The organism is Nostoc sp., assembly GCF_036917755.1.
Lineage (GTDB): Bacteria > Cyanobacteriota > Cyanobacteriia > Cyanobacteriales > Nostocaceae > Nostoc.
In genome coordinates, this window is the sequence record NZ_JBALFC010000159.1 from 1 (window position 1) to 24,270 (window position 24,270).

The following is a 24,270-nucleotide window of genomic DNA, read 5'->3' on the forward strand; positions in this document are numbered from 1 at the left end:
CCAGAATTGAACAATATCGATTTCGCAGAGATCCCAAGGGTTACTTGGCTAATTTAGAGAGTCGTCTTCTCTAGTAAATTTTACCACACTAGGATGTAACCATTACTGATGGATTTACCGGTCATTTCTTCTAAACATAAGGCTTGAGCGCAAACTTGTAATTCATCGTTATCCCACTCGCCCTTACGTCCTCGTTTGTACTCTATTGGATAAAATTCACCGTTTTCTGATTCAATTAAATCTGATTTGCCTATGAGCTTATATTTTTCAGACTTCAGCCAAATTGCTCGTATTTGCCAAGTATCTTCACGTTGTCCTTCACCAACTGTATGAACTCGCTCATGTAAACTTGTACCTTCAATTGTGTATTGATTATCAGTAAATTCTCCTGCACAAAACATTCGCCAGCAGCGATGCGAACAATAGCTATACTGATTTAAAGCAGCAATCGGAATATAATCACTCTCATTCATAGGTTTCAATTTAAATGTCAATGACATATTTACACACGGCGTACTATTCCCATACCCATTGTTGTTTTACGCCCCAATCCTGCATATAATGCAAAGTCAGCTAAAGCATTAATTTGCTTGATACTTGTTGATTCAATATCACCCAAAATCCGATAGCTTATTCCACCAACACAACCTATGAACTTACTTTCATAATTGCTGACAACTTCACTGTTAATGTCAAAAGCACTTGGATAAATTGATTCAATGGGAATACTAGAAATTTCTATCCCACTATATTTGTTCCAACGACTAAGGAGGCTATTGAAAACACATTCTTTGATAGGTAGAACAGTATCATATCCACCTTGACGGAATGATACAGGTGTAGCAAAGTTGAAATTGAGGGTGCGATCGCTATCACTAGCTTGCTCATACAACTGCTCATAGGTGCAAGCATTAGCCCAAGGTTGGGTTGATTGTGGTGTGCCTTGAATGCTAGTGATATACAAATCTGCCGAACCTAAATGCCAAGGATGATTGGGGTTTAAATTTAGCCACAATGGAGCTAATTTTTGAAATAAAGTGCCATCGAGTAAGGAAACACGCCACCAAATGGGAGTATCAGCCGGGATAAGTTTTTGATGGCTAAATTGCAAAGAGTGATGATGTTGTTTGTGTTGTCGTTGTATTTGTAGAGGAGAGAGAGTAAAGGCTTTATCTGCATTGGAGGAGTGCAGATAGTCTGCCAAAGATTTATCGGCAAAACTGACAAGAGTCAGAAATAGTGCGTGCAGATGTCTCCCAGTTAAAAATTCGGGATAAATGGGAGATTGGGGAATCAGGTAAAGGACAAGACTATGAGGCATGAGTAATTTAGAATGGTAGATGTAAGGTGAGCAATGCCCACCACTTGAAATTAAGCTTTAAATCGATACTGCATTTTTGCAGGTAAACGCAATTTTTCAGTTTTATTGGGATTATCGAATTCGTAATATTGCCCTTGGCAAATGCTGACATTTCGAATCAGACTTACTGGAGGCATATTTACCACATCATAGCTAACAACTTGATGGGTAAACATCACATCTAAAGGATTCAATAGGTGAGGAAAAGTGAAGTCACCTGTTTTTAATTTAATTTTGCTAACCTCTTGAATTGTGAGTTCACATTTACTCATCCATTTACCTAATCGAATCCATTTTGGTAGCTTTAATTGCTTTTGTGAAATTACAAAAAACTCAAATCTGCTTTCTGGTGCAATTTCTTTTGCTCTACCAAAACTTGGAATATTTTTTTGCGTTTTTTCCATCTCAACATGGTAGTTGTTATTCGCATACTTCCATGTATTGAGAGTAGCAGTATAGTTAACTGCAAAAGAGGGTGTTAGATAAATCCCCTGTTCATTTAGGGGTGTTAAATGTTCCTCGTATTTAGGAACTTGTTCAGGACAAAAGTAACGATAAGAATGTTTTTCAACAACGGTAGTAGAGTAAATTTTGCTATCCACTAACCCTAATGCGTAGCAGAGTGCATAGTTATGAATCACTGGTTCTGTTTCGTAGAGTCGTCCAATTTCACGAGTTGCGTAATATAGACTGTCATGAAGTTCTAATTGACAGCAATAAATTATTAACATAGGTATTATCCTAACTTAGCAGCAGTTTTCTTTTTGCTGATGTGTTTTTTGGCGTATTCTTTAGCTTCTACATCAGCTTTTTGGAGAATTGACTTTATTCCTGTTTCACTACCTGTGAGAGTCTTTACTTCATTCAAAAGGGGTACAAAAGCATCACCTATTAAATCAGTATGCACAATAAACTCATCAACCATTAATGCCTCAATAGTATTTTTAGCAGCAGTAATTACATCATCTTCATCTAGCGGATCGGGAGCATTTAGGGTATTATTGGATTTCATTTGGTCATATATTGCCTGAGTCCAGCGCAGGTTACTGGTGATTTCTCCGTCTGCAAATACAACGCCAATTAACTCGTTTCTAACACGACCTGTACGGGTGGTTTGCGCTCCATAATGACGAGTTCGCAGAATGTTATTAAAAACATAAAGGAAGCTAGCCTCAGTGGGGTCTTTTAACGTGACAATACTAGGAAAGAAAACTTGAGGTCTAATGTGGTCTTGTTGATTAATTCGACTGGTAACTTCACCAGGTTTAGAACCATTTTCACCCTTGGAAGCCATCGTGCCATTTTCATAAGGAGCGTTGAGGGTAAATGTTTCGTGTGATTCATCAAAAGCTGTAATTGAAAATGCCGTGTCTACCACAACTTTCGATTTTTCAGAGCCAGAGTCACCAATAGCAAAACCATAAATGATGCAATCAGGATTATCCATTGCAAAATTCACGTTATACTCGCATTCTTCAGCCGTCATTAATCCATAGTTACGCAGTAATTCTCGACCAACTAAACGCTCTGGTGTAGACTGTTTGCGCTTGAACATTGACAAACGGCTAATTGTGGTTTTGTCTTTAACTCCTGCTCTTACCCGTGCTTTATTCAGTTCTGCATCTGTCTGAAATAGAGGATAAGATTCAGTAATGCGAACAGTGAGAAAGTGGACATATTTACCCATTGGTTTATAAGGAATCTCGGCTTGAAAGAATTTGGATTCAACAGTTTTTAAAATTGCCATGATTTATCTCCAAAATGAGGTTATTTAAGTTAAATCGGCGGTTATAAACCGCATCTACACAGGCGAAACCCACCTACGTGGGTTAAAAACACCCATTTTTTTATTAGTCCGCGTAGGCGGACTTTGTTTGTGTAGCCGCGACTTCTAGTCGCCCTGGCTCTAATTTGATTATTCATTTTCATCATTTTCAACTTTAGATTTTCCTGCATTTTCTTTGTCATCTTCCAGACGATAAAGAAATTCACAGGTATCTCGAATTAAGTTGAGTTGACGGCCAGCTAAACGAGCGCGATCGCCCGCAAATGATTTATCAAATACCTCCACTACAAAATACTTGGCAAAATCTAGAACAGCTTGCCGTTCTTCTTCTCGTTTGCTCATAATCCAGCGTCCTTCAGCAGTAGAAGAATGAACACGATCCATGAGTTTAAAAACTTCTGCTGCAACAGCCGTAACTAATGTTTCTCCCTGAAACACACTTGACTCAGCTTTGAGTATAGTTTCAGCCGCAATATCAACTGGTTTCAACACAGCATTAGATTTGGGATTATAACGCTTATTAGCTCGGTAAAATCTGCGGTATAAATCTGTTAATTTCTTAGGGTGATTCAGACTTGATACTTCTGCCACAATTAATTGCTCCATATTAGTGTCATATTTCACATAAGGGTCAAAACAAGGATAAAAATGATAGGCATAAAGCCGGATTTTTTCAATTCGCGCTGTTTCCGAACTCTGGTTACGCACCCAGCGATTGAGGTAAGAAAAGACGTACAGGGGACTGGTTTCAAAATCTTTAGCCAGTTCTGTAAATCTCCCCCAATTGGCATCGTAACCAGACTTACCCTGTCGTGCATTCACATCTAAATGAATGGCATAAGCGGCGGTAAGCACATTTAAAGGTGCTGGGTATTGGATGCCGTTTTCATTCCAACCTTCGAGGATGTAGTCAAGACGGAAGCGATCGCGCCTTACTAAAGAACGGAAAGCATGAGGCGCACTGTCAAGGAAAACGCTTTCCTCAAACTCAGCCCCATCATTAAAGGGTGGAATCGGCGACTCTGAAACCACAGTTTTAACATCTAAAATCATGGGGAAAGCAAACGCTAACCAAGTTGGCATTACCCAAGATTCTGTATCGGTGCTGTCTCTTCCTGGCGGGAGCGCCATGAAGTAAAATGTTAAAGGCTGGTCTTCAGGATAGGAAAGTTTAAAGGTGCGATCCTTGTCACGCTGGAGGTTTTCATCAATTAAGAAACTATCTACACTTTGGTAGCGATCGCGCCCCAAGTTCGCCTGTAAATCTTTACTGATAAAATGATTGCGAACGCTCGTATCAAAGCGAGTTTGAGCAATACCATTGTCAAAACCTGAACTTTCCAAGCGTCAGAAATTGGCTGCAAGTTTCCAGAATAGGTAAACTTCCAGTTCAGCCGTTCCTCTCGGTAAGAACGTAACTTCATAAATGCTAGACAATGAGCAAATCTACCTTTGGCAATGGGTTGTCGGGTGCGTTCTGCGGTTTCTTTGAGTGTCCGTATAAATGCCGCTTCTGTCCACATTTCAATCTCTAAATTTCCCAAAATACCCGGTAAATCGTAGGTTTTAAACCTATCTGCCTCGTTTTCTTCCGTTAAGTCATATAAACCACATTGCAAAGGACTTGAACCTCGAAAACTAGCAGCATCCTCAGCAATGGGATTTCCTGATTTACCAGAAAGTGCTTGCCAATCTTTCGCCCATCCTTGAATACGTCCAGCTTGTGACTTCAGACTAGTTTCAAATAATTGTTCACAGGCTTCTTGAAACTTGTCTCGGCTTTGTGCATACTGTTGTTTAATTGTGCGATCGCTCAACTGATAAAACAGCCAAAATGATTGCACAGCGCCCCATCGACGATAATAACCACGAAAATCGTTGATTTGTCGATAATTCTCAGTAATTATATTGTGAAAAGAGGGGCGATCGCAAATACTATTCACTTCTAACGGTGGAGTATCTCCCTTAAACAAGCGCTCTACCAAAAAGTTAGGAATTAGAGATAAAGCTGTGAAATTATCAAACTTAACTATCTGACCATCTTTCTCATATTCATCATGCCTTCCTAAGCGTCCTAAACGTTGGATAAAGTTACCTGCATCAGATGATTCAAAAATTAGGAAATTGATTTTGAAATCAACCCCAACATCAATTGTGCTAGTACCAATAACCAAGTCAGCAGCAAGACTTCGCTCCTTTTCTCCTTTTCCCGATAACCCTGTATTCTCTCCAACTTTCAATCCGTAAGGCTGTAATATTTCCCGAAAAAATTGAGTTAGGCGCTTGACTGCTGCGATTGAGTTGAGGATGATTGCGCCTTTACTTCCTGGATACTGCTGAAACTGAGCCAAAATCAAATCACTATTTTCTTTTAGCCAGGTTTCCGAAGCTTTAAACGATGGTTCCAAAGGAATAAAATTCAGCGTAATTGTCCGTGCTACTTGCCGCCAGCCCTGTGCTTGCAGTTGCTGCCCTTGTTCTGGTGTATCAGGAAATTGATATTTATTTTGTTTTAGAGGATCAATTTCTTTACAACGAAATCCTGCTTTTTCTAATCGCCCAATTAAGTTTGTATCTGGTGTGGCTGAGAGAAACAGAAATTTCTTGCGGCGATTTGTACAGCGAATTAACAACATTGTGTTAATCACACTAGCAATTTGTGGAGCAGCAAAAACATGAAATTCATCAAAAATAAACAAGTCAAAATCTTTATCAATTCTGCCCCATAGCTTATCTGGGCTATCGCCGTGAATTATATAAGCACCTCTATGCAAATAATGAAAAATATCAGGGTTAGTTAATAATGCTTCTCTCTGGTTAGTAAGAGTTGCGATCGCAGCTCCTTTTTTCAATCCCTCATTTTCTGCATAAATCTCTAAATCAGCCCCACTAAGTCGCACTACACGCGGCTGATTCGCTGGCTGGAATTGCTCAATATATCCTCTAATCTGCGTTTCTTGATCGCGGGCGAGTTCATTGGTTGGGTAAAGTCCGATCCCAGAAAATTCGCCCTGAAGAACTTCTAGGTAAGCCGCGAGACTTTTACCATCGCCAGTCATCGCAGTGTTGAACACGACATCAATATTTGGATCGCGCAACGCTTCTAAAGTTGCGGCTTGATGCCAAGAAAGCGACCAATCTTTAGGTAATTTCACCCCGTCTGGTGTCGGGACGGTTTGGGAGTAAACAGGCTTGAGAGTAATTCTGTAATTTTCGGACATACACTTAAATAGTGTCCGTAACTGGTTGTTAAAAACTATATTGGCACGCAAAATAGAAGTTGACAAGACAAAATACGTATAAAGTACACGGACATTTTTAATGAGTCGAAAAGGTCAATCTATTACACTATCGATATCAGAACGCGACAAAGCCGAGCTAGAAGCGATCGCTCGTGAATTCGGTATGATGTGGGGAGAGGAGCCTAACATCTCCAAGTTAATTAAAGCGATCGCTCAACGTAAGTTACTCATCGGTAACAATAACGATTGGAAAGAACTACGCATCAGGGCATTACATAGATGTATCAATGCATTGACAGACATCGGGCAAATTGAACAAGCCCAAGTCATTGCAAACTTACTTCTTGAACGCAGCGAACTATCATTACCGTTACGGGGCGAAATCGAACGTTTCTTAGAGAATTTGCCCCCAGCTTGGCGCTTAGAGATAGACCGCTACATCTTGCGCGAACAGCCCTTTCAGCTTTCCTATCAAGATGCAGCAGAGCGTGTGTTTAATTTTACTGTTCGCCATGCCAAAGTTACCCCTCACGAAAAGCGGCAATATCTTGATTGCTGGTGCGAAGAGACAGAAGGAAACTTTGATATACCAGAACTAATTCACAATTGGAGTTTACGATTAGACCGGATTACTGAAGCCGCTATCATGCCAATTTCTGGTGAATGGCGTACCAATTTGGATGAAATAAAAGTAGAAATGCACTTATTTTCTGGCTTGGCTTTTGCCTATCAAGCTAAACAAGAAGACAATATTAGTGAGTGGATACCAGATAAAGCGCGAGTTCGGCGAGTTGTCAGGCGAGTATCCAGTACATTTTGGTTTAGCCGCGAAGTCATGCAATATGCACCAGATTGTGTAGTGATATTACCAGAGAATGTGCGCGATCGCCTTAAGCAAAAAGTCCTCACCTTATGCCAGTTGTACGATATTGAAATCAGCAAGTAATTTATGCTTGAAGATATTATTGCAGTTGAAGCAAGAGAAAACTATCAGCTTCACATCCGCTTTGAAGATAACATTTAAATGAATTTTCAACAAATTCTCGCACCATTGGTGCCAATACGGTTCAGTTAAGGCTAGCACTCTTTGTCAAAGTCATTTTTTTTAACGAACCACAGAGGCGCAAAGGACACAGAAAGAGAAGGAAAAAATTGCTTAACTGAACTGTATTGCCATTGGTGCGAGAATTTAATTATTTATCACGCAATAAAAACCTCATCATCTGGAAGACGTAGCTGTTTAAACTTCATTGCCATTGTTAAGATTCCTGACAATCCTGCTAAAAACTCATATTGTTTTTCACCATCATCGCAAACAATATTTATGGGATAGGAAATAATTCCTTGTTTACGTAATTGGAAAAGAGCAGCAGCATTAGCCCTGGGGCAAATAATTACTCCTGGTAACAAGTATTTTGATAATGCCTGTAATTCCGGCGTTGGTCGTACTGCTTCTCCAATACTGCGGACAACTTGACAATTTTTAAAAGCTGTTAACTTATTTAGCTCTGTATTAACAAACTCTTGTCGGCTACCAATATAACGCATTCTAAAACTCAGTTTATAGGTTTCGGTAGCACGACTTTTGATTTCGATAAAGTCACTATTCTGAGCAAATTCGTAATAACGTAATAGATGAAAAGGTTCTAGCTGTGCTTCTTCAGATTCATCTGTAACTAAATTATGCGGGTCACGAATTGGCAAATTTTCAAATAGACTATAACGAAAGCTAAATAATGGTGCATAGCTTGTACTAAAAACCTCAGCAAATTCTTTTAGTTCAGCCAGTACATTATCTTGTTTAAACACATCTTCGTATGCTTTTAAAGTTGTGCGTCCAGATTGTAAATCATCCCATTCTTCAGGGGATTTTACCTTGATATAGGTTTTGACGAAAGCTTGGCCACCTTTAAGATATTTCCAGTTTGTTTTCAATTTTTCTAGAGACTCTTTAGCAATATTTTCAGCACCTCGTAAAACTTTCATCCTATAGCGATACTCTTCCCAAGTACGTTTACCTTCTAAAACTGATTTTAAAGTCTCAAACAGTTTCGGAATTAATTCCGCACCTGCTAGATTTTCAAAGACTTCTTCTAGTTCTAATAAAGGACGTGCAATTTCTAGAGATGCTTCTGAACGCCAGTAAGCTGTTAAATAAGGCTTATCCAAACAGGGAAGTGTTTCAAGTAAGTCTTTTAGCGCTGTACGTCCCCCAGTAGTATCTAGAGAGGTCAAACCTTCTTCCCAGGCGTTAGCAGGTAAGTAAGCAATAGCCTCCGAGTCAATATTAGTTTCAGACTTACCCAAGACACGCCCTACTCTACCAATTCTCTGCCAAAATGCGGCGCGATCGCGTGCTGAAAAAATTAACCAATCTAAATTTTGGCGTTTCGGTTCAGGATGTCTTTCAAAGTTAAATCCTACATCTACAGTGCTAGTAGCCAAAATGATTTGACACTGCATAGCCCTTTGTCTATCTTTTTTGGGCGCAGGGCCTGTAATGCGTCCGATGTCATCACCAAGTCCTTGCTGTCGCAGTAAATCTGAGAGACGATTAATATTATCAAGAGAGTCAAGAATTACAGCACCATTTTCATTAGGTCTTTCTCGAAAACGTTGGACAACTTCTGCTGCTAACTCTGCTAACCACTCTTCCTTACTATCTGGTTTTGGTCTTAATTCCAGATTAACTGCTGTTTGTGACGGTAAAAGATTAGTATTACCAGCTTCTCCATTAATTCTTGCTATTTTCACACCAGCCTGTTTTAAATTCTGCAATGCTAATTCACAAGCTGGTTCTGGTGTAGCTGTCAGCAATACTACCTTGCGTCCGTTCTCAAAAAAGCGAAAAACTTGAGAATAAGCAAGATAAAACAGCATTCCTACTAGCTGTTTAGCATCGTAGAGGTGAAATTCATCAAAAATGACTGTGGAAAATTTGGTGTAAAAACTACTGGCGATATTACCCCTATCTAGGTTGTTATATGCAAAGAAAGTTGCATAGTAAAAAATATCAGGATTTGTTACCAATAGAATTGGTGTATTCGCCCCAACATCATCAAAAACTGTAGCGGGATTTCGCAAAACATTATATAGCTTTTCCCCCGAACGACTGCCAACTTTACCGTTAGACCAACTTTTAATATCTTTAGCCGAAGCTGATTTGACCACATGAGGTAAATTGGCTTGAATAACAAATTTTTTTGCGGCTTCTGTTTGCTGTTCAATTAAAGCATTAGTTGGAGCAATGTAAACAGCACTTTTATTTGGCTGATGTTTTAATACTGTTAGTCCTGCATTGGTTTTCCCTGTGCCAGTTGGTGCTAAATCAAGGATAATATCTGCATCCTTAGATTGTTCAAATACATCAACTTGATGTTGAAGTGCATTCTCCATAAAAGATAGTTTATCTGGCAAAGATGCACAAGCTGAAATACTGCGCGGTTCTAATCTGATAACTAATCTTTGATTACTCATTGTTACTTTCTCTACCGCAAAAATGTAAACCTGCTGGTACAATCATTTCCCCAACTTGCCAAGCAGCACCCCAAAAACGAAGATTTTTAATGATGGGTGCAGGAGGAATAGAAATTAAATCGAACGCTAAAGCCTCTATTTGCTGTGGTAAATCAGCAGCATTTAGATAATGTTGACTTTGATATTCACCTTCTGGTAGTAAAGTCACAGGAAATTCATTAAGCACATTCACCTTGACTTTACTCATGAATTTCCCAAGGCGAATATAATTTGGTAATTGGTAATTTCCAAATATCAAAGTTTGAAATTTGTTTCTGCGTTCAATCATCCGTAGTCTTCCAGTTTGCGGGAAATTACTTGGTCTAAATGAACTTGGTTTTTTACCTTGGCGTTGTAATGGTAAATCTTCCCGCGCCGTAGCAACGCGGTTATTAGTCATTGCATACCAATAAGAATCAGAAAGAGCATTGAAACGTTCAAATCTGAATGTCACTCTACCTACTGGTGAAGCTGGTAAGATATAACCAGCTTGTGCTATTGGTTGCAAATCTTCTTTGTAGGTTGGTCGTCCTGTAGCCTGACCTTGGAGGCGATAGGGGGAATTTACCCAACCTAAAGCATAGGTAAGAGCATAATTCCCAATTACCCCCTCAGTGTAATAGGTATCAGACAACTCCCTAGAGGCAAAAAAGACTGGTTCAAGACAGTATAATTCAACAAGTTTTGCCTGCTGAAAAGGAATTGTTGACATAACCTAAATCTCTACTTCAACTAGTGTATTTTTGCCTTTGCCTTTACCTTTACCTTTGCTTTTTTCAGGTGCAACCTGACGGAAGGATTCATAGGATTGCGTTAAACGCTTGAGAAAATTATCCCGTTCAGCTTCTGACCAATTAGTTTCTACATCAGTCAGTAAATTTACTAATTCTTCTTCAGATACCTGCACAGAAACTCCTCTCTTATTTTTCCAATTAGCAATTACTTGTTTGCTTGCTGTAATTAATTGATTAATATTCAAAGGGTGTTCTAAAGACTTACCTAATACATCATAGGTAGCTTGTACAAGTTCCAGAGAACTAGGAAGTTCGGTAATACTACCAAATACACCAAATATTTGGTTTTCCATTCGTCCAACACGACTGGAAACCGCACCATAACGACTTGTAAAAAGAATGTTACCGATGATATAGCGCAATTCATCCGCAGTTACATCTTTTAAGGTGACGACATCCAGAAAATGCACACCTGGTTTGATGTATTCGCTGGTATTTAAAGCTGTTGATGCGTTACCTTTTTCATCGCGCATTGTGCCAGTTTCGTAGATGGCGTTTATGGTGCGATCGCCTACAACATCACTAGCAGGTAAAATACTAAAAGCATCTTCAGTCCAAATCCGACTTTTCTGTGCGCCACCACCACCAGCAGCGAAGCCATAAAGGAAACAATCTACACACATTTCACAAGGTGAATTAGTATTTAAAGCACAAAGAGAGCCATCTTTAGGGTTAGTGTATAAAAGCTCATGCGCTCTTAAATGTTCTCGTCCGTAGCGTCTTTCTGGTGCTACTTGTTTACGCTTAGTCATTACCAAGCGTTGAATTATAGTTTTTTGATTTTCACCCTCTAAACCAGCTTGGACAAATTCACTGCACATTGGCTCACCTGAACCTTCTGTGCGAAAGATAGTTTCAGAATGGGTTGTTCTTAAAACAACTAAAGTAATAAAACGTCCTTTTGGGAAATTCTCATAACTTGTGGCTAGTACTGAGGAAAGTTTTGAAATGGACATGACAAACTCCTAATTATTTAAACAGTTGTAGTTATTTCTACAGAATCATCTTCAGATTGACTTTTAAGTTGTTTACGTGCTTCCTCAAGGAAGAATAAATAAGCAGCTTCTAAAGTTTTTTGGTCAGATAAAAACTTTTCAGGACGTGCTGAATAAACTTCGTCATATAGTTTTCGTAATACATCGTAATAACGCTTAACTTGCTCCAATTTTGTTGCACCTACACGATATTCACGATTAATTCGGTCTAAACGAGTGTAATATTGCTGCACTAAGGCAGCAAAAATTATCTCTAAATCCAGATGGGATTTTTGAGAACGAATAGCAGCAATAAAGGCTGTAAAAGGTTCTACTTGAGCAGTTCTTTTAAAAGAACTTCCCTTCAAGTTAGCTTGTGCTGCAATTTGAGCAGCTTCTTTGAGATACTTAGTTAAAAGCGAGGTTTCATTTGGCATAAGATTCTCCAACAAAGTATTTAACGGCTCACAAATGCGACTCCAAATAACGCTCAAATTTGGTTCATCTTGTTCCCGCAGAGTCCAACGTAACAAGACATAATAAAGTTCAATTGGTCTGACACAAGCACGAGCCAAATCATACAAACAATCATCAGCTTTCTGAATACTTGCAACAGATGTTGCTAGTTTGCCAATGCAACGTAGTCGCTCAAGAATTTTTTCTGCATCTTTGCGTTGCTGATATTGCCCATTTCCCAATAAAGTTTGCAGTGCAGAAGGAATTCCCTCTATTCGTCCATAAATATCACTAGATAACTCCACTTCTAAATTGCTACTCAAGGTAAAAGGAAAGCCAATATCTAAAGACAGGGAAATTTCTAAAGCAAGCCTCAGTGATTTTAGTAAAGCTAAAGAATTATTAACATCTCCCCAAAGTAAAGGAATAATGACAGATGTATGAATAAAATCAGGACGCTTTGGTAATGCTAAACCGACTACTTTGTTAGCTTTAAATTCAAGCTGGTTATCTTTATATAATTTCAATTCATCAATAGTGACAGTACCACCTTCAGCATTTGTCGCTGCAAGCTGTTTTAAAAGTTCACGCCAAATTCTCAACAGTTCTGGAGCAGAACCTTTAGGTAATGCTAAGTGCAAATAAAGCGGGTCTTGTTTTTTAACAGCAGGAAAGTTCGCCCCGACTGCCATTAATTGGTAGGCTAAAGCCGCAATTGAATCTGCTTGTCTTTTCGGTTCAGCACTGATACCACCCGGTAAGCGGTTAGAAAAAGCTTGTACTTTTGTACCAGGAGGCATATTATCTGAAATTAGCTCATCTATATCAGTGGAAGTAGAACCTAAAGAGCATCTTTGTCTGGGATTTGCTTCTACATAAGCATTTAAATCATTAGCTCCATTTAGCCGAATAGCAAAAGGTAAATTTACCATTCGGCTAACGGCTGCAATCATTTCTTCAGATACTTCTGTTTCTTCAGATATTTGTGTACTTTCCTTTCTTAGTTGGAAAGATTCTTTTAGAGCTTCTTTAATACCCTCAATTCCTTTAACAGCAGCCTTAGCAGCAAATAAAGGTCGCCCATATTGACCATTAAATGGCTCAATTGCAGTACGCTGAAGTTCGGATATACCCGTATGATGAGCGATTTTATCCCAAACTTCTTTAGGGCTTAATCCGGCTTCTCTATAACTGAGGTAAGCTGCCTTTAAACCTTCAGATATGGCAAATTCTTCTGCATTACTTACAGGTAATAACTGAAGTTCAGCCGCTTTTATTAGTGCATCTGCACCAGCCACATCACCCCATTTCGTTACATCTTTAGCAATCTTGTCTGATTTATAACCAGCTTTTTTCCTTTCTAAAAGAGCCTCAACATTTACCAAAACTTCCTCAATATTTTGTTGGATGGCTTGATAAGTAACTTTAATACCATCCTTAGTAGGTCTGACAAGTCTTTCGATATTATTCCCAAAAACTTGGTCAATTTTACTTTGCCAAACAGCAGCTATTTCTTTTGTCAAATCTACATTTGCTAAAGCTTCCCCTTCAAAAAGTTCGCCATCAGGGAAAATTGCTAAAGGATTTAACCCATACTTTTGTAAAACCTCTTCGCAAGCACCCAGCAATAGGGCTGTAATATAGCCTTTATCTTCAGAAATGCTTATTCTAAAAAGGTTACAGCTTCGCCCAAAAGCAACGGTTAATTCTTTTTCCAGTTTGCGAAAACGTTGTGCATCTGGAATTCCTAAATCAAATAAGTCCGCAGCTGTAAGCATCGCCGCCCAACGTTCAATATTTGGGTCTTCTGGTAAAAATCTTGCTCCATCGCTGACGTTATGACCTGAATGACGTTCAATTAGCTTTCTGACTAACTCCAAATCATCTTCTGAGATAACAAAAGTCAGTACACAAGCCTTTTCTAGCTGTTCTCGTAAAAAGTCCTTATTTCTAGCTAAGGTTTTTACTTTTCGTTCTTGAGGATCTAATTTATTCAGGTCATGTACAGCAGTTGCGGCTAGTAGCAAAGGTCTTTTATCTTCTGGAACTTCTGCGATTCGGCTAACTGTCAAAATGAACTGACACGCAGAATCGAGGTGTTCTGCAAGGGTCGTACCCTTTCTTACGCCGTATTGATGGTGATGTGCATGATTTTCGTAAAGCTGGGGGCGGATTTCACTAAAATAACGCTCCTCCAAGGTTTTGGGAGGAGCATTTAAAAGCCGACTGCGCTTAATCATATTGAAAGATATAAATTGTAAATAGATTTAATGCCAAACTCAGTCTCACTAAGTGGTCAACAATCACCATAGTCTGTCTTAATTTATTGCGCCACTAGTATGAGTTTTTATTGAATGAATTTTCAAGCCCTATTTTCAGGTGGGCGAATTCTGACTCTATCTAATTCAGCAGTTACAATTGCACCAGAAAATAATTCGTTTCCGTAAAGCTGAAGTACCCGCAAACAAACTATTGATTGTTCTTTGGTTGAGAGATTAACTAAGCGCAAGATACCACAGTGAGGATTTCCCCGCAGAATTGCTAACTCTCCAAAATCTTTATCAAGGGTGACTAAAATTCTACCTTCACGATAGGCGGTTGCTAAAATTTCCTCGTCACCTGGATCTTTTGGCCAATCTCCAGACCAAACTACATCATACCCAGCCGTTTGTAAATCGGTACGCACCCTAGTATTAATGCAAATATCTAGTAGTATTTTCACCTTGGGAATTCTATCAATAAAGGTTCAACTCGTTCATGACCAACTAACCTTCGTGCATAGACTAAACAGGCTTGTACATCTTCCCGTTCTAACCAGGGATAAGCTTCTAGCAAAGTTTCAATAGTATCTCCTACTGCTAACATTCCTAAAATATGTTCAACAGCTAGGCGACGACCTCGAATGATCGGTTTACCGCCAAAGATTTGGGGGTAAAATGTAATTCTTTCTAGTAATGTTTGTTCGTTCATGGTTTATACGATGACCTCTAATACAAGGTTTACTGAAACAAATATTGGAGTCAAGGGAAATTCTGGACAGCAAATAATCATCAGTCATGGTCGTTGACCTCACTAGCTGCTTTTTCAGGAAATGGGAGTAGTACTAACTACCCCCGATAGGTGAGAAATACGAATAACATTGTGTTTTTTGGTATTGAAATTATTGATTAACTTGGTATACATATAAAATAACTTTAAATACCATTCATGTCAATAGTGTAATTACAATTAAGCAATGCCGAGAAAAAAAGAAACGATTACACTGTCAATTCCTCCAGGAACTAAGGAACAGCTAGAAGCGATCGCACGCCAATTCAATATCACTTGGGGCAAAGAACCCAGTATTTCGGGGTTAATAGTGGCGATCGCCCAACAATCTGTAGAGGTCGGAAAGCCCTTCATACTTGACTCAAACCAAGTTAATGCCTTACAGCAAGCAATAAAAGCCCTGAGTGATGCAGGTCAGATAGGGGAAGCTCAAACTATACTTACACTTTTGTTAGAGCGAGGAAATTTGGATGCAGCAATCCGCCAATCTTTACTCAAGCAAGCAAGTAAACTCGTACAAGCATGGCGAAGTCAAATAGATGAATATAGGCAAAATAAACAGCCTTTTTACCTGCTTTATGAAAATTCTCAAGGGCAAGAACTACAGTATACGGTACGTTATGCAGAACCACGCTTCTTTGAAAAACGCTTTTATTTAATGATTTGGTGTGAAGAGACAGAGGATGTAGAAAATTTGATTCCTGATTTGCCAGAACTTTGGCACAACCGCAATTTAATTTTTGATAAAATCTGCTCAATTGTTCCTGCAAGCGGCGAATGGCGAGAAGGATTAGACGATATAAAAGTGTACTTGCACTTTCGAGGTTGGATGGTAAAGTCTTATCAACGTAGGGAAGATGACTTAGAAGACGAAATGATTGGGGATGTGCGTCAAGTGGTGCGGCGGGTTGTCAACGAGTTTTGGCTGATTCGAGAAGTTGCACGTTACTGGGAAGATTGCGTAATTGTATCACCAGAGAGTCTGCGCGATCGCCTAAAAGAAAAACTCTTTACCTTATGCCAGTTGTATGATGTCAATACTAAGAGTTAAATATTATCACGACTTACGCAACTGGCACAAGCAATGGCGCGGCTCCGCCGCGCCGAGTGCCTAAAAATTAAACCATTGATATAACAATATCTGGACGTTTTAGTTGCTCAATCAAATAATTCGATAACAATCCATGTTTAATTTGATAGATAGTTTGACAACTTTTATCCCCTAATAATGATTAAGACAGAACAGCGACCGCCAAGATAGATAGAAGATGACATTTGGTGATGTCAGGATGTACTTAAGTCGGATAAGAAACGTCATAAAATATTAATAGGAAAGATAATATGACTAGCCGATTTATTACTGATAAAGATTTTGAAGACCATAAGGCTTTACAACGGAGGCTGATGAGTTTACCGGAATCAGATCAGTTCGATGAGATAAACGCCCTTTTAGATCGGGATTCTGTCATTGGTTTAAAGTTGGCTAATGCCGTACTGAAGAACAAAAAACACTTTGAGCTTCTTCTAGAGCGAGGACTAGAGAAGGCAAATGCAAGTGAAATAGAACTTTGGCTAAAGTATTTACTCCCGCGTATTGGCTTCCGGCGCGTCATAGTTATCCTATCTAACAAATTATCACAACAGCCTCAGCAAGTAGCGAAGGCTTCATACTGGTTGCCCAAATTTCTACCAAAAGGTAATGAACAGGCTGCAAGATTGCTGAAAAATCTTTTGAATCAGGAGAAACAGATGTTAGGTGGAGAGTACAAAGCTGTTAACCCTTCCGGGCAAGTTTACAAGTTAATTTTAAGAATTAAAAGTACAGGTGAATTTGCAGTTTTTGGTGGATATCAATTGGGTAGTAAGGGTTCTAAAATAATTGTGGAAATTCTTAATTCTTCAGACTTATATCCAACTGGTGGAGTTAGGCAAGTATCGCCTGGAGATATAGAGATTCTCGACCCACAACCTTATGATGATTGAGACTTACGGTAGTAATTGAGTTATGTTACCAAGGTGGAAACCATGATGATCAAGAACGAGCAACAGTATCAACATTTCGGAATATTTTTAGCGCACCAGTCAATTGATCTACCAGAATCTAAGGCGGTTTTAATTGCCAGCCATAGAGAGCGATCGCTTCCCTGTAAATCCTGCTCTAAAGTCTGAACCGCGCCATTGCTTGTGCCAGTTGCGTAAGTCCTGATTATGACTCCCGGTTCGCCGATTTTTTCGGGAGTTAGAAGAAAGGCTACTCAGGAGTAAAAGATTGACCACCAAGTTGAGTGTAAATAGTAGTTGAGAAGCCAAGTAGAATAAGAATACGCTCCTGTAAAGGAGAAAGAGCAGTCACATGGGCATACAGGGCAAATGCATCTAAATATTGACAAAGTGGTAAGTAGAGGTGCAGTCAGAATAGTACAAATTAACTACCAGAAGATTTAAGTGAGCGATCGCTAGTTAGTGTATTCTCATTTTCAAAGTAGAATGAAGTCAGAGGCTGTGAAACATTATTTCGTTTAGCATATAGCCCTCCTAATTTTCTTCTTGGAGGGCATTTTATTGCTTAACTGTCCCAAAGCGATCGCCCATGAGAGTAACTAGCAACTTGGGTTATTAGTAATGGACACGATAACAAGCTTTCATATCATTTATCATTAAAATCTCTCCGTGTCTATGTGTCAGCCTAAATCATAAGTCTTTAAGCAGACATAATATCACTCCTCAGTTAGCAACTTTTTTTCTTCAGGGAGTAACGTAGTTTCATCTTCAAGGCGTTCGCCATCTACGGATTTGGCTTTAGTTCCATAGGGCTTGATAATTAGACTGACACCAATTGTCCAACCTAATGCAACCATCCAACCCGCGAGAATGTCACTGGGAAAGTGAACTCCCAAATAGAGACGACACCACGCAATAGCTATTATATATAAGCTGCCGAATATGAGAACCAACCAGCGCCAAGAGCTAGCCCAAGTTAAGAATAGTAAAATTGCTACCAGAGTTATACTCGTCATGGCATGAGCGCTGGGAAATGCAAAACTAGACTCAGGTGCAATGGACTGCCACAATTGTGGACGCACTCGATGCATTAATTCCTTTGCTGTGCGGTTGATGATGATGCTTCCGACTGAGGCGGTGAGTAAATAAGCTAGCGATCGCCAGCGTTTTTGAAGTAATAATATGAGTGCGATCGCACCTAAAATCGGTATCGCCGTCCAAGGCAACCCAATTATCGCTAGCGTCACGGCTAAAACATCCAGCTGTGGGTTTACTGTAGAATGAACTGCTAACAGAATAGGCACATCCCACGGTAAGCCAGCTTGATTCTGCCATATCTTCACTGTCAGGATTTCAAACGCCTGCAAAGGTAAATATACTCCGATCAAGAGGAGTAAGAGCGATCGCCAACGCGCAATCAACAGGTTTTTGAGAAAAGAAACAGGCGACTGACTCTCTTTATTGGCTGTCTTCACTTTTTCCATATCTAAGTTAAAAAGACTGATAAACGACTTCACTGATTACAAATTACTAGAATCTTGAGAAGTTCCACAATGTTTACAATACGGCAAATGTGTATAAGTAAGATTATGACAGTTTTGGCATTCAGTGTACTGGTAATAACCACAGTGCGGACAGCAAGTATCAAGGTGTCGAATTTTTTTAGCACAATTGACACAGCGTGATTTTTGAACTCTGCTAGCTGCTTGGACTTTAGCATTAAAGACAAATCTTTGAAAAAACTGGATAATTCCAAAACCAATAATTGGAATCAGTAAGATATAAACATAATTGATCAGGAAAAGTAAACCACCAAAAATGGCACTAATTATATCAAATAGAAATTTAAATATTGCGCCTATTTGAATAAATTCAAATATTTTAACGATTAGCGGGATAAAAAAGATAACTAGCAAATGCCAGCTAATTAGCGAGATGAGTCCATATCCTCTTCCTTGGGCAAATTTGTGAACTGATAAGGCAATGAGAATCAACGGTAGAAGAAAGAGAGACTGAAAAGCAAGCTGGATGCTTGGATACCAAAATAATGCCTGATGATAGCCTTGATCAACTTCCCGGAATTGATTGTCATCTTTAAGAAGGGTTATAAAACTAATGCTTTCCGGTTTGCCAAGCAGTTCATTTTTAAGAGTAGAATTTTCTTGTTTAAGGGTAGAAATTTGGCGATTATTTAGTTCTAATACCTGTTTAGCTTTTTCAGCACTGACTTGATTAATTGATTGTTCACGACCCTGACCGGCAATTTTTTCTAACAGTGTTGAGTCATATTGGGCTTGAATAGTGCCATTATCTTGTTCAAGCCTAGTGATTATCGCTTGTTTATGATCAATATTTTTGATGATTTGCTGCTTTTCAGGATTGTTAATCTTATCTTTGTAATCGGCATATTGCAAGCACGTTTTAGAAACCTTACCCAGATGTCCTGCTTCGGCTTGTTGATAGTTTCGCTGAAAACTGAGTTGATTGTTCGTCTCAGATGGCAATGAAAGTCTAACAATTTCATAGTCTTTATCTTTAGTGGTTTTTGTCCGGTAATCTTGCCACTCTGAATAACATGGATAAGCCTCGGTCGGACTGATATACCATCTGCTAATATCATCCAGTCCCGTAAAAACATTAAACAAGATAAAAATATCAATTAAAATAATCACAATCAAACTCACTTTATTCAGTGGTTCGTTGTTGATTGTCCTTGATTTACTAAAAAATTGACTCAAAATTCGGCGGATTCTGGCAAACATATTGTTTTTTAAATAAATGGAAATTCAATCCGAATCAATTTTAGATGATCAGTAGTAAGTAACTGGGCAAAAATACATCTACTCATCTGAAGATTTGTTAACTGCTGACTTTTGAGAAAAAAGATCCCCGACTTCTCAAAGAAGTCGGGGATCTGTGGCTTTCAATTGTTACAAATCAGGCTGCGGTAAAAAATAGCATGACTTTGGTAACGGCTGTGTGCGCCAACTGAAACCTATTTAGCAGCGAAGTAGGCTTCTAATGCCTCAGAACCACCAATTAATTTACCATCGATAAACACTTGGGGAACTGTTGTCGCACCTGTAACTGCTTTTAACGATCGCGTGGTGATATCCTTACCCAAAGTAATTTCTTCGTAGTTGATGCCATGTTCCTTGAGCATCGCCTTCGCACGCGCACAGAAAGGACAGCCAACTTTTGCAAACAGAGAAACTACTTCCGGCTTCACTGCTTGAGGGTTGATGTATCTAAGCATTGTTTCGGCATCGGACACCTTAAAAGGATCTCCTGGCTCGTCTGGCTCAATAAACATCTGGTTAATTACACCATCTTTCACCAGCATAGAATAACGCCACGATCGCTTCCCAAACCCCAAGTCTGATTTATCTACCAGTAGACCCATACCTTCAGTAAATTCACCATTACCATCGGGAATTAGTGTGATATTTTCTGCCTCTTGATCCTTTGCCCATTCGTTCATCACAAAGGCATCATTGACAGAAATACAGATAATGTCATCAACACCATTTTCTTTGAAAACCTTAGCCAATTCGTTGTAGCCAGGGAGATGAGTTGATGAGCAAGTTGGAGTATAAGCACCCGGTAAAGAGAAGACAACTACTGTCTTACCAGCAAAAAGCTCATCGGTTGTCACGTCCACCCAGTCGTTGTTATTGCGAGTATGGAAAGTAACATTGGGTACTCTTTGCCCTTTGCGATCGGTGAACATAATTTTGCTTGCCTTTAGTAATCACAATTCCAGTCATAACCTATCATGCGAGAAGTGGTTAAAACCCTACTTCGTCCCGCTAAGCGCTTTCGTCCTTGGTACGCAAAACTAGTATTAAATATTCTTCCTGATTAAACCTCTATCCCTTTATGGGTAGAGTATTCAGCAATTCTGACTCCTGAATTCTGACTCCTAGTTTATTACAAGCCCTTCATTACTGAGTTTAAGACAATCTCCATTCCCGATGTCCGATCGCATGGGGAAGTTTGGACAATTGTCAAACGATTTGAGATTTGAGATTTGCGATCGCGCAGCATCTCGTAAAGAAGGCGGCTGGTTAAAAAAATTGACTTTGACAAAGAGTTAAGCCTTAACCCAAGCGTATTAGGCTTTAGCTGCTGTTTTTTCTTGACGTTGCAAAAGTTTATATTTAGAATGGAACCCGTCAAAATCCGATAAGTATTTCTTCTTATTTTGTCCTGATAAATTCAGATTCGATGAGTATATATTCCTGTTGGAAGCAAAAATTTAATCTTTTAAACTTCAATAAAGGTTACAAAAGTACAAATTACTTCATACAATGTAACTAAAAGCGAGAAAGCAAATTGATTGTCAGAAGTGATGAATGCTATTGAATTTCCCTGGCTAACAGCCATAATCCTCTTACCCTTGGTGGCTGCCTTAGCCATTCCCCTAATCCCAGACAAGGAAGGTAGAACCGTCCGGTGGTATGGTTTAGGAGTTGCGATCGCCGACTTTGCACTGATGATTTATGCCTTTTGGTATAAGTACGACTTTCAGAGTTCAACACTCCAACTTGTAGAAAACTATCCTTGGGTACCGCAGTTAGGTTTGCATTGGGCTGTGGGGGTTGATGGATTATCGATGCCCTTACTGCTTCTGACAGGTTTAATAAATACCCTCGCAATATTTGCGGCTTGGAAAGTTACCACCAAGCCGCGATTATTTTATGGTTTGATGTTAGCGATGTACAGCGCCCAGCTTGGAGTATTTGTCGCCCAGGATTTGCTGTTATTCTTCCTAATGTGGGAAATCGAGTTAGTGCCAGTTTACCTGCTGATTTCCATCTGGGGAGGACAAAACCGCCGTTATGCCGCTACCAAGTTCATTCTTTACACCGCCGCCGCATCAATATTTATCTTGATTGCCGGTTTTGCAATGGCATTCTCTGGAGATACCGTCACCTTCGACATGGCGGCTCTGGGAATGAAGGAATACCCCAAAACCTTGGAATTGTTGGTTTATGCAGGTTTCTTGATAGCCTTCGGGGTGAAGTTACCAATTTTCCCTTTACACACTTGGCTACCTGATGCTCACGGTGAAGCATCAGCACCCGGTTCGATGATTTTGGCTGGTGTGTTGTTAAAAATGGGTGGTTATGCCCTTATCCGCTTCAATGTGGAAATGTTGCCCAATGCCCATGTGACTTTTGCGCCAGTGTTAGCGGTTTTGGGTGTAGTGAACATTGTCTACGGTGCTTGCTGTGCCTTTGCCCAAACCAATCTCAAACGCCGCTTGGCTTACTCTTCAATTGCCCACATGGGGTTTGTGCTGATTGGGATTGCCTCCTACACAGAACTGGGTATTAGTGGTGCAGTGCTACAGATGGTTTCTCACGGCTTGATTGCTGCTAGCTTGTTCTTCCTCTCTGGCGTGACTTACGATCGCACCCACACCTTAATGATGGATAAAATGGGCGGTATGGCGAAAGTAATGCCCAAAACCTTTGCTCTGTTTACCATTGGTTCAATGGCTTCTCTCGCCTTACCCGGAATGAGTGGTTTTGTGGGTGAGTTGATGGTATTTTTGGGTATCGCCACCAGTGATGTTTACAGTTCCAGCTTCAAAGTTGTAGTCGTGCTGCTGTCAGCCGTTGGCGTGATTTTAACACCGATTTATTTACTGTCGATGCTGCGTCAAGTGTTCTATGGTGAGCAAAGTGAAGAGTTACACTTGGATGCTGTAATATCTGATGTCAAACCCCGCGAAATATTTATTACCGCTTGTTTGCTACTGCCAATCATCGGTATCGGTTTCTATCCCAAGTTGGCAACGCAGACTTATGATGTAAAGGCAGTGGAATTAGCCGCTCATGCTCGCCAAGTTCTACCAGTTGTTGCCCATCAGCAACCATCAAGTCTATACTCGCGTATCTTCTCTACACCAACATTGGCTAATTCTCAAGTTGAAAGTTCGATTAATATTTCTGAGTAAATTAACTTCCCATTCAGGGGGCTGTAACTAAATTCTAAATATTAGGGGAATAAAGGGGTGGTTACGAAACCACCCCTAAAATTTTGCCAAGATATATCCTGAAGACAGGTGAAGTCCCCAAAATCTGAATTATGACCATTAACTTACCTATAGCTACAGAAATTGTACCAATGGTCTTGCAATTGCAACCTGCGATCGCACTAACCGAAGACCAATTTTATGAATTTTGTCAGCTAAACCGCGACTTTCGCATCGAACGTAATCCTGCTGGAGAATTAGTGATTATGCCCCCTACTGGTTCCGAAACCGATGAACGCAACTTTGACGTTATTGTTCAGTTGGGTATTTGGGTAAAGCAAGATGGTACAGGTGTAGGGTTTGGTTCCAGTGGTGGGTTTACTTTGCCGAATGGTGCGGTGCGATCTCCAGATGCGGCGTGGATAAAACGTACACGTTGGGAAGCTATACCACCGGAACTGCGAAAAAAGTTTGCGCCGATTTGTCCTGAGTTCGTGATTGAGTTGCGTTCTGAGAGCGATCGCTTGCAAGTTTTACAAGATAAGATGCAAGAGTATATTGATAATGGAACACAACTTGGTTGGTTAATTGATAGAAAACAACGCCAAGTTTTTATTTATCGTCCTAATACTGCGATTGAAGTTTTAAATAACCCTAAAACCCTTTATGGTGAAACATTGCTACCTGGGTTTGTTTTGGATTTAAGTCAAGTTTGGTAGGCAGTAAGCTAGTTTTATAAGAAGAATTCAGAACTCAGGAGTCAGAATTCAGAATTGAATTCTGTACGACTGAAGAAGAGGCGAATGCCTCCGGCACACTTCGTGAACGTAAAATGGCAAAAGTAGAACAGTACCGTCAACTTATTCAAGAACTGTTGCTAGCTTACAGCGAAATCAAAGGCAGCAACGAAGAAGTCGAAGCAGAAGTTATTTTTGATAGAGAACGCGTTGGGCTTTGCCCCGCCGTAGGCATCGCTACCAACTTGTCAACGCGGGGTGGTCAAATAAGCGCCGTGTATCAGTAAACCAAAAAGTTTTTCTCCAAAGAGCGATCGCTAAAACACTTATGTCTTTTGATACTTCTTGATACACAACTCTCTAACCAGCAGAC

General features: G+C 39.8%; 21 protein-coding genes and 2 pseudogenes. 6 read left to right on the plus strand and 17 right to left on the minus strand.

The window, feature by feature from the left end:
• Positions 1–92: 92 nt before the first annotated feature.
• The 6 genes and pseudogenes from cas4 to cas3 (V7L05_RS34360) form a co-directional block, all read right to left on the minus strand.
• Positions 93–473: pseudogene (gene cas4 / locus V7L05_RS34335) on the minus strand (CRISPR-associated protein Cas4); the annotation flags it as partial.
• Positions 474–502: 29 nt separating this feature from the next.
• A complete protein-coding gene (cas6, locus tag V7L05_RS34340; RefSeq protein WP_335170737.1) occupies positions 503–1,321 on the minus strand; it encodes a CRISPR-associated endoribonuclease Cas6 in 819 nt (272 codons plus the stop codon).
• A gap of 50 nt (positions 1,322–1,371) precedes the next feature.
• Positions 1,372–2,091 carry a type I-D CRISPR-associated protein Cas5/Csc1 gene (gene cas5d / locus V7L05_RS34345; RefSeq protein ID WP_335170738.1) on the minus strand — a complete coding sequence of 240 codons (720 nt, stop codon included), beginning with the start codon at positions 2,089–2,091 and terminating at the stop codon, positions 1,372–1,374.
• A gap of 5 nt (positions 2,092–2,096) precedes the next feature.
• Entirely contained in the window at positions 2,097–3,107 is a 1,011-nt protein-coding gene (cas7d, locus tag V7L05_RS34350; protein WP_335170739.1) for a type I-D CRISPR-associated protein Cas7/Csc2, read from the minus strand.
• A 168-nt stretch (positions 3,108–3,275) separates the two neighbouring features.
• Positions 3,276–4,466 (minus strand): annotated as a pseudogene (cas10d, locus tag V7L05_RS34355) (type I-D CRISPR-associated protein Cas10d/Csc3); the annotation flags it as partial.
• On the minus strand, positions 4,370–6,367 hold the full coding sequence (cas3, locus tag V7L05_RS34360) for a type I-D CRISPR-associated helicase Cas3' (protein ID WP_335170740.1): 1,998 nt from the start codon (positions 6,365–6,367) through the stop codon (positions 4,370–4,372). The pseudogene cas10d and the gene cas3 (V7L05_RS34360), both read right to left, overlap by 97 nt.
• Before the next feature lie 100 nt (positions 6,368–6,467).
• Between cas3 (V7L05_RS34360) and V7L05_RS34365 the strand changes: the two genes are divergently transcribed.
• On the plus strand, positions 6,468–7,334 hold the full coding sequence (locus tag V7L05_RS34365; RefSeq protein WP_335170741.1) for a WYL domain-containing protein: 867 nt from the start codon (positions 6,468–6,470) through the stop codon (positions 7,332–7,334).
• Positions 7,335–7,588: 254 nt separating this feature from the next.
• Here the strand turns inward: V7L05_RS34365 and cas3 (V7L05_RS34370) are convergent, their stop codons facing one another.
• The 6 genes from cas3 (V7L05_RS34370) to V7L05_RS34395 all read right to left on the minus strand — a co-directional run bounded on the left by cas3 (V7L05_RS34370) (position 7,589) and on the right by V7L05_RS34395 (position 15,098).
• Positions 7,589–9,865 carry a type I-D CRISPR-associated helicase Cas3' gene (gene cas3, locus V7L05_RS34370; protein WP_335170742.1) on the minus strand — a complete coding sequence of 759 codons (2,277 nt, stop codon included), beginning with the start codon at positions 9,863–9,865 and terminating at the stop codon, positions 7,589–7,591.
• Positions 9,858–10,616, minus strand: a complete 759-nt coding sequence (gene cas5d / locus V7L05_RS34375; RefSeq protein ID WP_335170743.1) for a type I-D CRISPR-associated protein Cas5/Csc1 — start codon at positions 10,614–10,616, stop codon at positions 9,858–9,860. Before cas5d (V7L05_RS34375) ends, cas3 (V7L05_RS34370) begins: the two co-directional genes overlap by 8 nt.
• A gap of 3 nt (positions 10,617–10,619) precedes the next feature.
• Positions 10,620–11,654, minus strand: a complete 1,035-nt coding sequence (gene cas7d / locus V7L05_RS34380) for a type I-D CRISPR-associated protein Cas7/Csc2 (RefSeq protein WP_335170744.1) — start codon at positions 11,652–11,654, stop codon at positions 10,620–10,622.
• 17 nt (positions 11,655–11,671) lie between these two features.
• Complete coding sequence (locus tag V7L05_RS34385; protein WP_335170745.1) at positions 11,672–14,368, minus strand: CRISPR-associated protein Csc3; 2,697 nt, start codon at positions 14,366–14,368, stop codon at positions 11,672–11,674.
• 122 nt (positions 14,369–14,490) lie between these two features.
• Positions 14,491–14,850 carry a DUF5615 family PIN-like protein gene (locus V7L05_RS34390; protein WP_335170747.1) on the minus strand — a complete coding sequence of 120 codons (360 nt, stop codon included), beginning with the start codon at positions 14,848–14,850 and terminating at the stop codon, positions 14,491–14,493.
• Entirely contained in the window at positions 14,847–15,098 is a 252-nt protein-coding gene (locus V7L05_RS34395) for a DUF433 domain-containing protein (RefSeq protein WP_335170748.1), read from the minus strand. The genes V7L05_RS34390 and V7L05_RS34395 overlap by 4 nt, the downstream gene beginning before the upstream one ends.
• Positions 15,099–15,363: 265 nt before the next feature.
• Here V7L05_RS34395 and V7L05_RS34400 point away from each other — a divergent pair, with 265 nt between their 5' ends.
• Together V7L05_RS34400 and V7L05_RS34405 are read left to right on the plus strand one after the other, a co-directional pair.
• Positions 15,364–16,227, plus strand: coding sequence for a transcriptional regulator (locus V7L05_RS34400; protein ID WP_335170749.1), 864 nt, complete (start codon positions 15,364–15,366; stop codon positions 16,225–16,227).
• Between the two features lie 290 nt (positions 16,228–16,517).
• Positions 16,518–17,159: a hypothetical protein gene (locus V7L05_RS34405; RefSeq protein WP_335170750.1), complete on the plus strand. Its 642-nt coding sequence runs from the start codon at positions 16,518–16,520 to the stop codon at positions 17,157–17,159.
• Between the two features lie 129 nt (positions 17,160–17,288).
• Here the strand turns inward: V7L05_RS34405 and V7L05_RS34410 are convergent, their stop codons facing one another.
• The 5 genes from V7L05_RS34410 to V7L05_RS34430 form a co-directional block, all read right to left on the minus strand.
• The gene (locus V7L05_RS34410) at positions 17,289–17,486 is read right to left on the minus strand and encodes a hypothetical protein (RefSeq protein ID WP_335170751.1); all 198 of its coding nucleotides are present in this window, start codon (positions 17,484–17,486) and stop codon (positions 17,289–17,291) included.
• A 407-nt stretch (positions 17,487–17,893) separates the two neighbouring features.
• Positions 17,894–18,661: a phosphatase PAP2 family protein gene (locus V7L05_RS34415; RefSeq protein WP_335170753.1), complete on the minus strand. Its 768-nt coding sequence runs from the start codon at positions 18,659–18,661 to the stop codon at positions 17,894–17,896.
• A 36-nt stretch (positions 18,662–18,697) separates the two neighbouring features.
• Positions 18,698–19,939: a hypothetical protein gene (locus tag V7L05_RS34420; RefSeq protein ID WP_335170754.1), complete on the minus strand. Its 1,242-nt coding sequence runs from the start codon at positions 19,937–19,939 to the stop codon at positions 18,698–18,700.
• Between the two features lie 233 nt (positions 19,940–20,172).
• Positions 20,173–20,907, minus strand: coding sequence for a glutathione peroxidase (locus tag V7L05_RS34425; protein ID WP_335170755.1), 735 nt, complete (start codon positions 20,905–20,907; stop codon positions 20,173–20,175).
• A gap of 200 nt (positions 20,908–21,107) precedes the next feature.
• Complete coding sequence (locus tag V7L05_RS34430) at positions 21,108–21,266, minus strand: hypothetical protein (RefSeq protein WP_335170756.1); 159 nt, start codon at positions 21,264–21,266, stop codon at positions 21,108–21,110.
• Between the two features lie 262 nt (positions 21,267–21,528).
• Between V7L05_RS34430 and V7L05_RS34435 the strand changes: the two genes are divergently transcribed.
• The 3 genes from V7L05_RS34435 (at position 21,529) to V7L05_RS34445 (ending at position 24,184) form a co-directional block, all read left to right on the plus strand.
• Positions 21,529–23,142: an NAD(P)H-quinone oxidoreductase subunit 4 gene (locus V7L05_RS34435; RefSeq protein WP_335170757.1), complete on the plus strand. Its 1,614-nt coding sequence runs from the start codon at positions 21,529–21,531 to the stop codon at positions 23,140–23,142.
• Between the two features lie 131 nt (positions 23,143–23,273).
• Positions 23,274–23,879: a Uma2 family endonuclease gene (locus tag V7L05_RS34440; protein ID WP_335170758.1), complete on the plus strand. Its 606-nt coding sequence runs from the start codon at positions 23,274–23,276 to the stop codon at positions 23,877–23,879.
• A gap of 113 nt (positions 23,880–23,992) precedes the next feature.
• Positions 23,993–24,184: an element excision factor XisI family protein gene (locus tag V7L05_RS34445; protein ID WP_335170759.1), complete on the plus strand. Its 192-nt coding sequence runs from the start codon at positions 23,993–23,995 to the stop codon at positions 24,182–24,184.
• Positions 24,185–24,270 lie beyond the last annotated feature (86 nt).

Coding starts and splice junctions, on each gene's coding strand:
- cas5d (WP_335170743.1), bottom strand. CDS start 10,616: ATGTCAACAATTCCTTTTCAGCAGGCAAAACTTGTTGAATTATACTGT.
- cas7d (WP_335170744.1), bottom strand. CDS start 11,654: ATGTCCATTTCAAAACTTTCCTCAGTACTAGCCACAAGTTATGAGAAT.
- V7L05_RS34385 (WP_335170745.1), bottom strand. CDS start 14,368: ATGATTAAGCGCAGTCGGCTTTTAAATGCTCCTCCCAAAACCTTGGAG.
- V7L05_RS34445 (WP_335170759.1), top strand. CDS start 23,993: ATGGCAAAAGTAGAACAGTACCGTCAACTTATTCAAGAACTGTTGCTA.
- V7L05_RS34420 (WP_335170754.1), bottom strand. CDS start 19,939: ATGTTTGCCAGAATCCGCCGAATTTTGAGTCAATTTTTTAGTAAATCA.
- V7L05_RS34365 (WP_335170741.1), top strand. CDS start 6,468: ATGAGTCGAAAAGGTCAATCTATTACACTATCGATATCAGAACGCGAC.
- cas3 (WP_335170740.1), bottom strand. CDS start 6,367: ATGTCCGAAAATTACAGAATTACTCTCAAGCCTGTTTACTCCCAAACC.
- cas7d (WP_335170739.1), bottom strand. CDS start 3,107: ATGGCAATTTTAAAAACTGTTGAATCCAAATTCTTTCAAGCCGAGATT.
- V7L05_RS34415 (WP_335170753.1), bottom strand. CDS start 18,661: ATGGAAAAAGTGAAGACAGCCAATAAAGAGAGTCAGTCGCCTGTTTCT.
- cas5d (WP_335170738.1), bottom strand. CDS start 2,091: ATGTTAATAATTTATTGCTGTCAATTAGAACTTCATGACAGTCTATAT.
- V7L05_RS34425 (WP_335170755.1), bottom strand. CDS start 20,907: ATGTTCACCGATCGCAAAGGGCAAAGAGTACCCAATGTTACTTTCCAT.
- cas3 (WP_335170742.1), bottom strand. CDS start 9,865: ATGAGTAATCAAAGATTAGTTATCAGATTAGAACCGCGCAGTATTTCA.
- V7L05_RS34405 (WP_335170750.1), top strand. CDS start 16,518: ATGACTAGCCGATTTATTACTGATAAAGATTTTGAAGACCATAAGGCT.
- V7L05_RS34435 (WP_335170757.1), top strand. CDS start 21,529: ATGAATGCTATTGAATTTCCCTGGCTAACAGCCATAATCCTCTTACCC.
- cas6 (WP_335170737.1), bottom strand. CDS start 1,321: ATGCCTCATAGTCTTGTCCTTTACCTGATTCCCCAATCTCCCATTTAT.
- V7L05_RS34400 (WP_335170749.1), top strand. CDS start 15,364: ATGCCGAGAAAAAAAGAAACGATTACACTGTCAATTCCTCCAGGAACT.
- V7L05_RS34395 (WP_335170748.1), bottom strand. CDS start 15,098: ATGAACGAACAAACATTACTAGAAAGAATTACATTTTACCCCCAAATC.
- V7L05_RS34440 (WP_335170758.1), top strand. CDS start 23,274: ATGACCATTAACTTACCTATAGCTACAGAAATTGTACCAATGGTCTTG.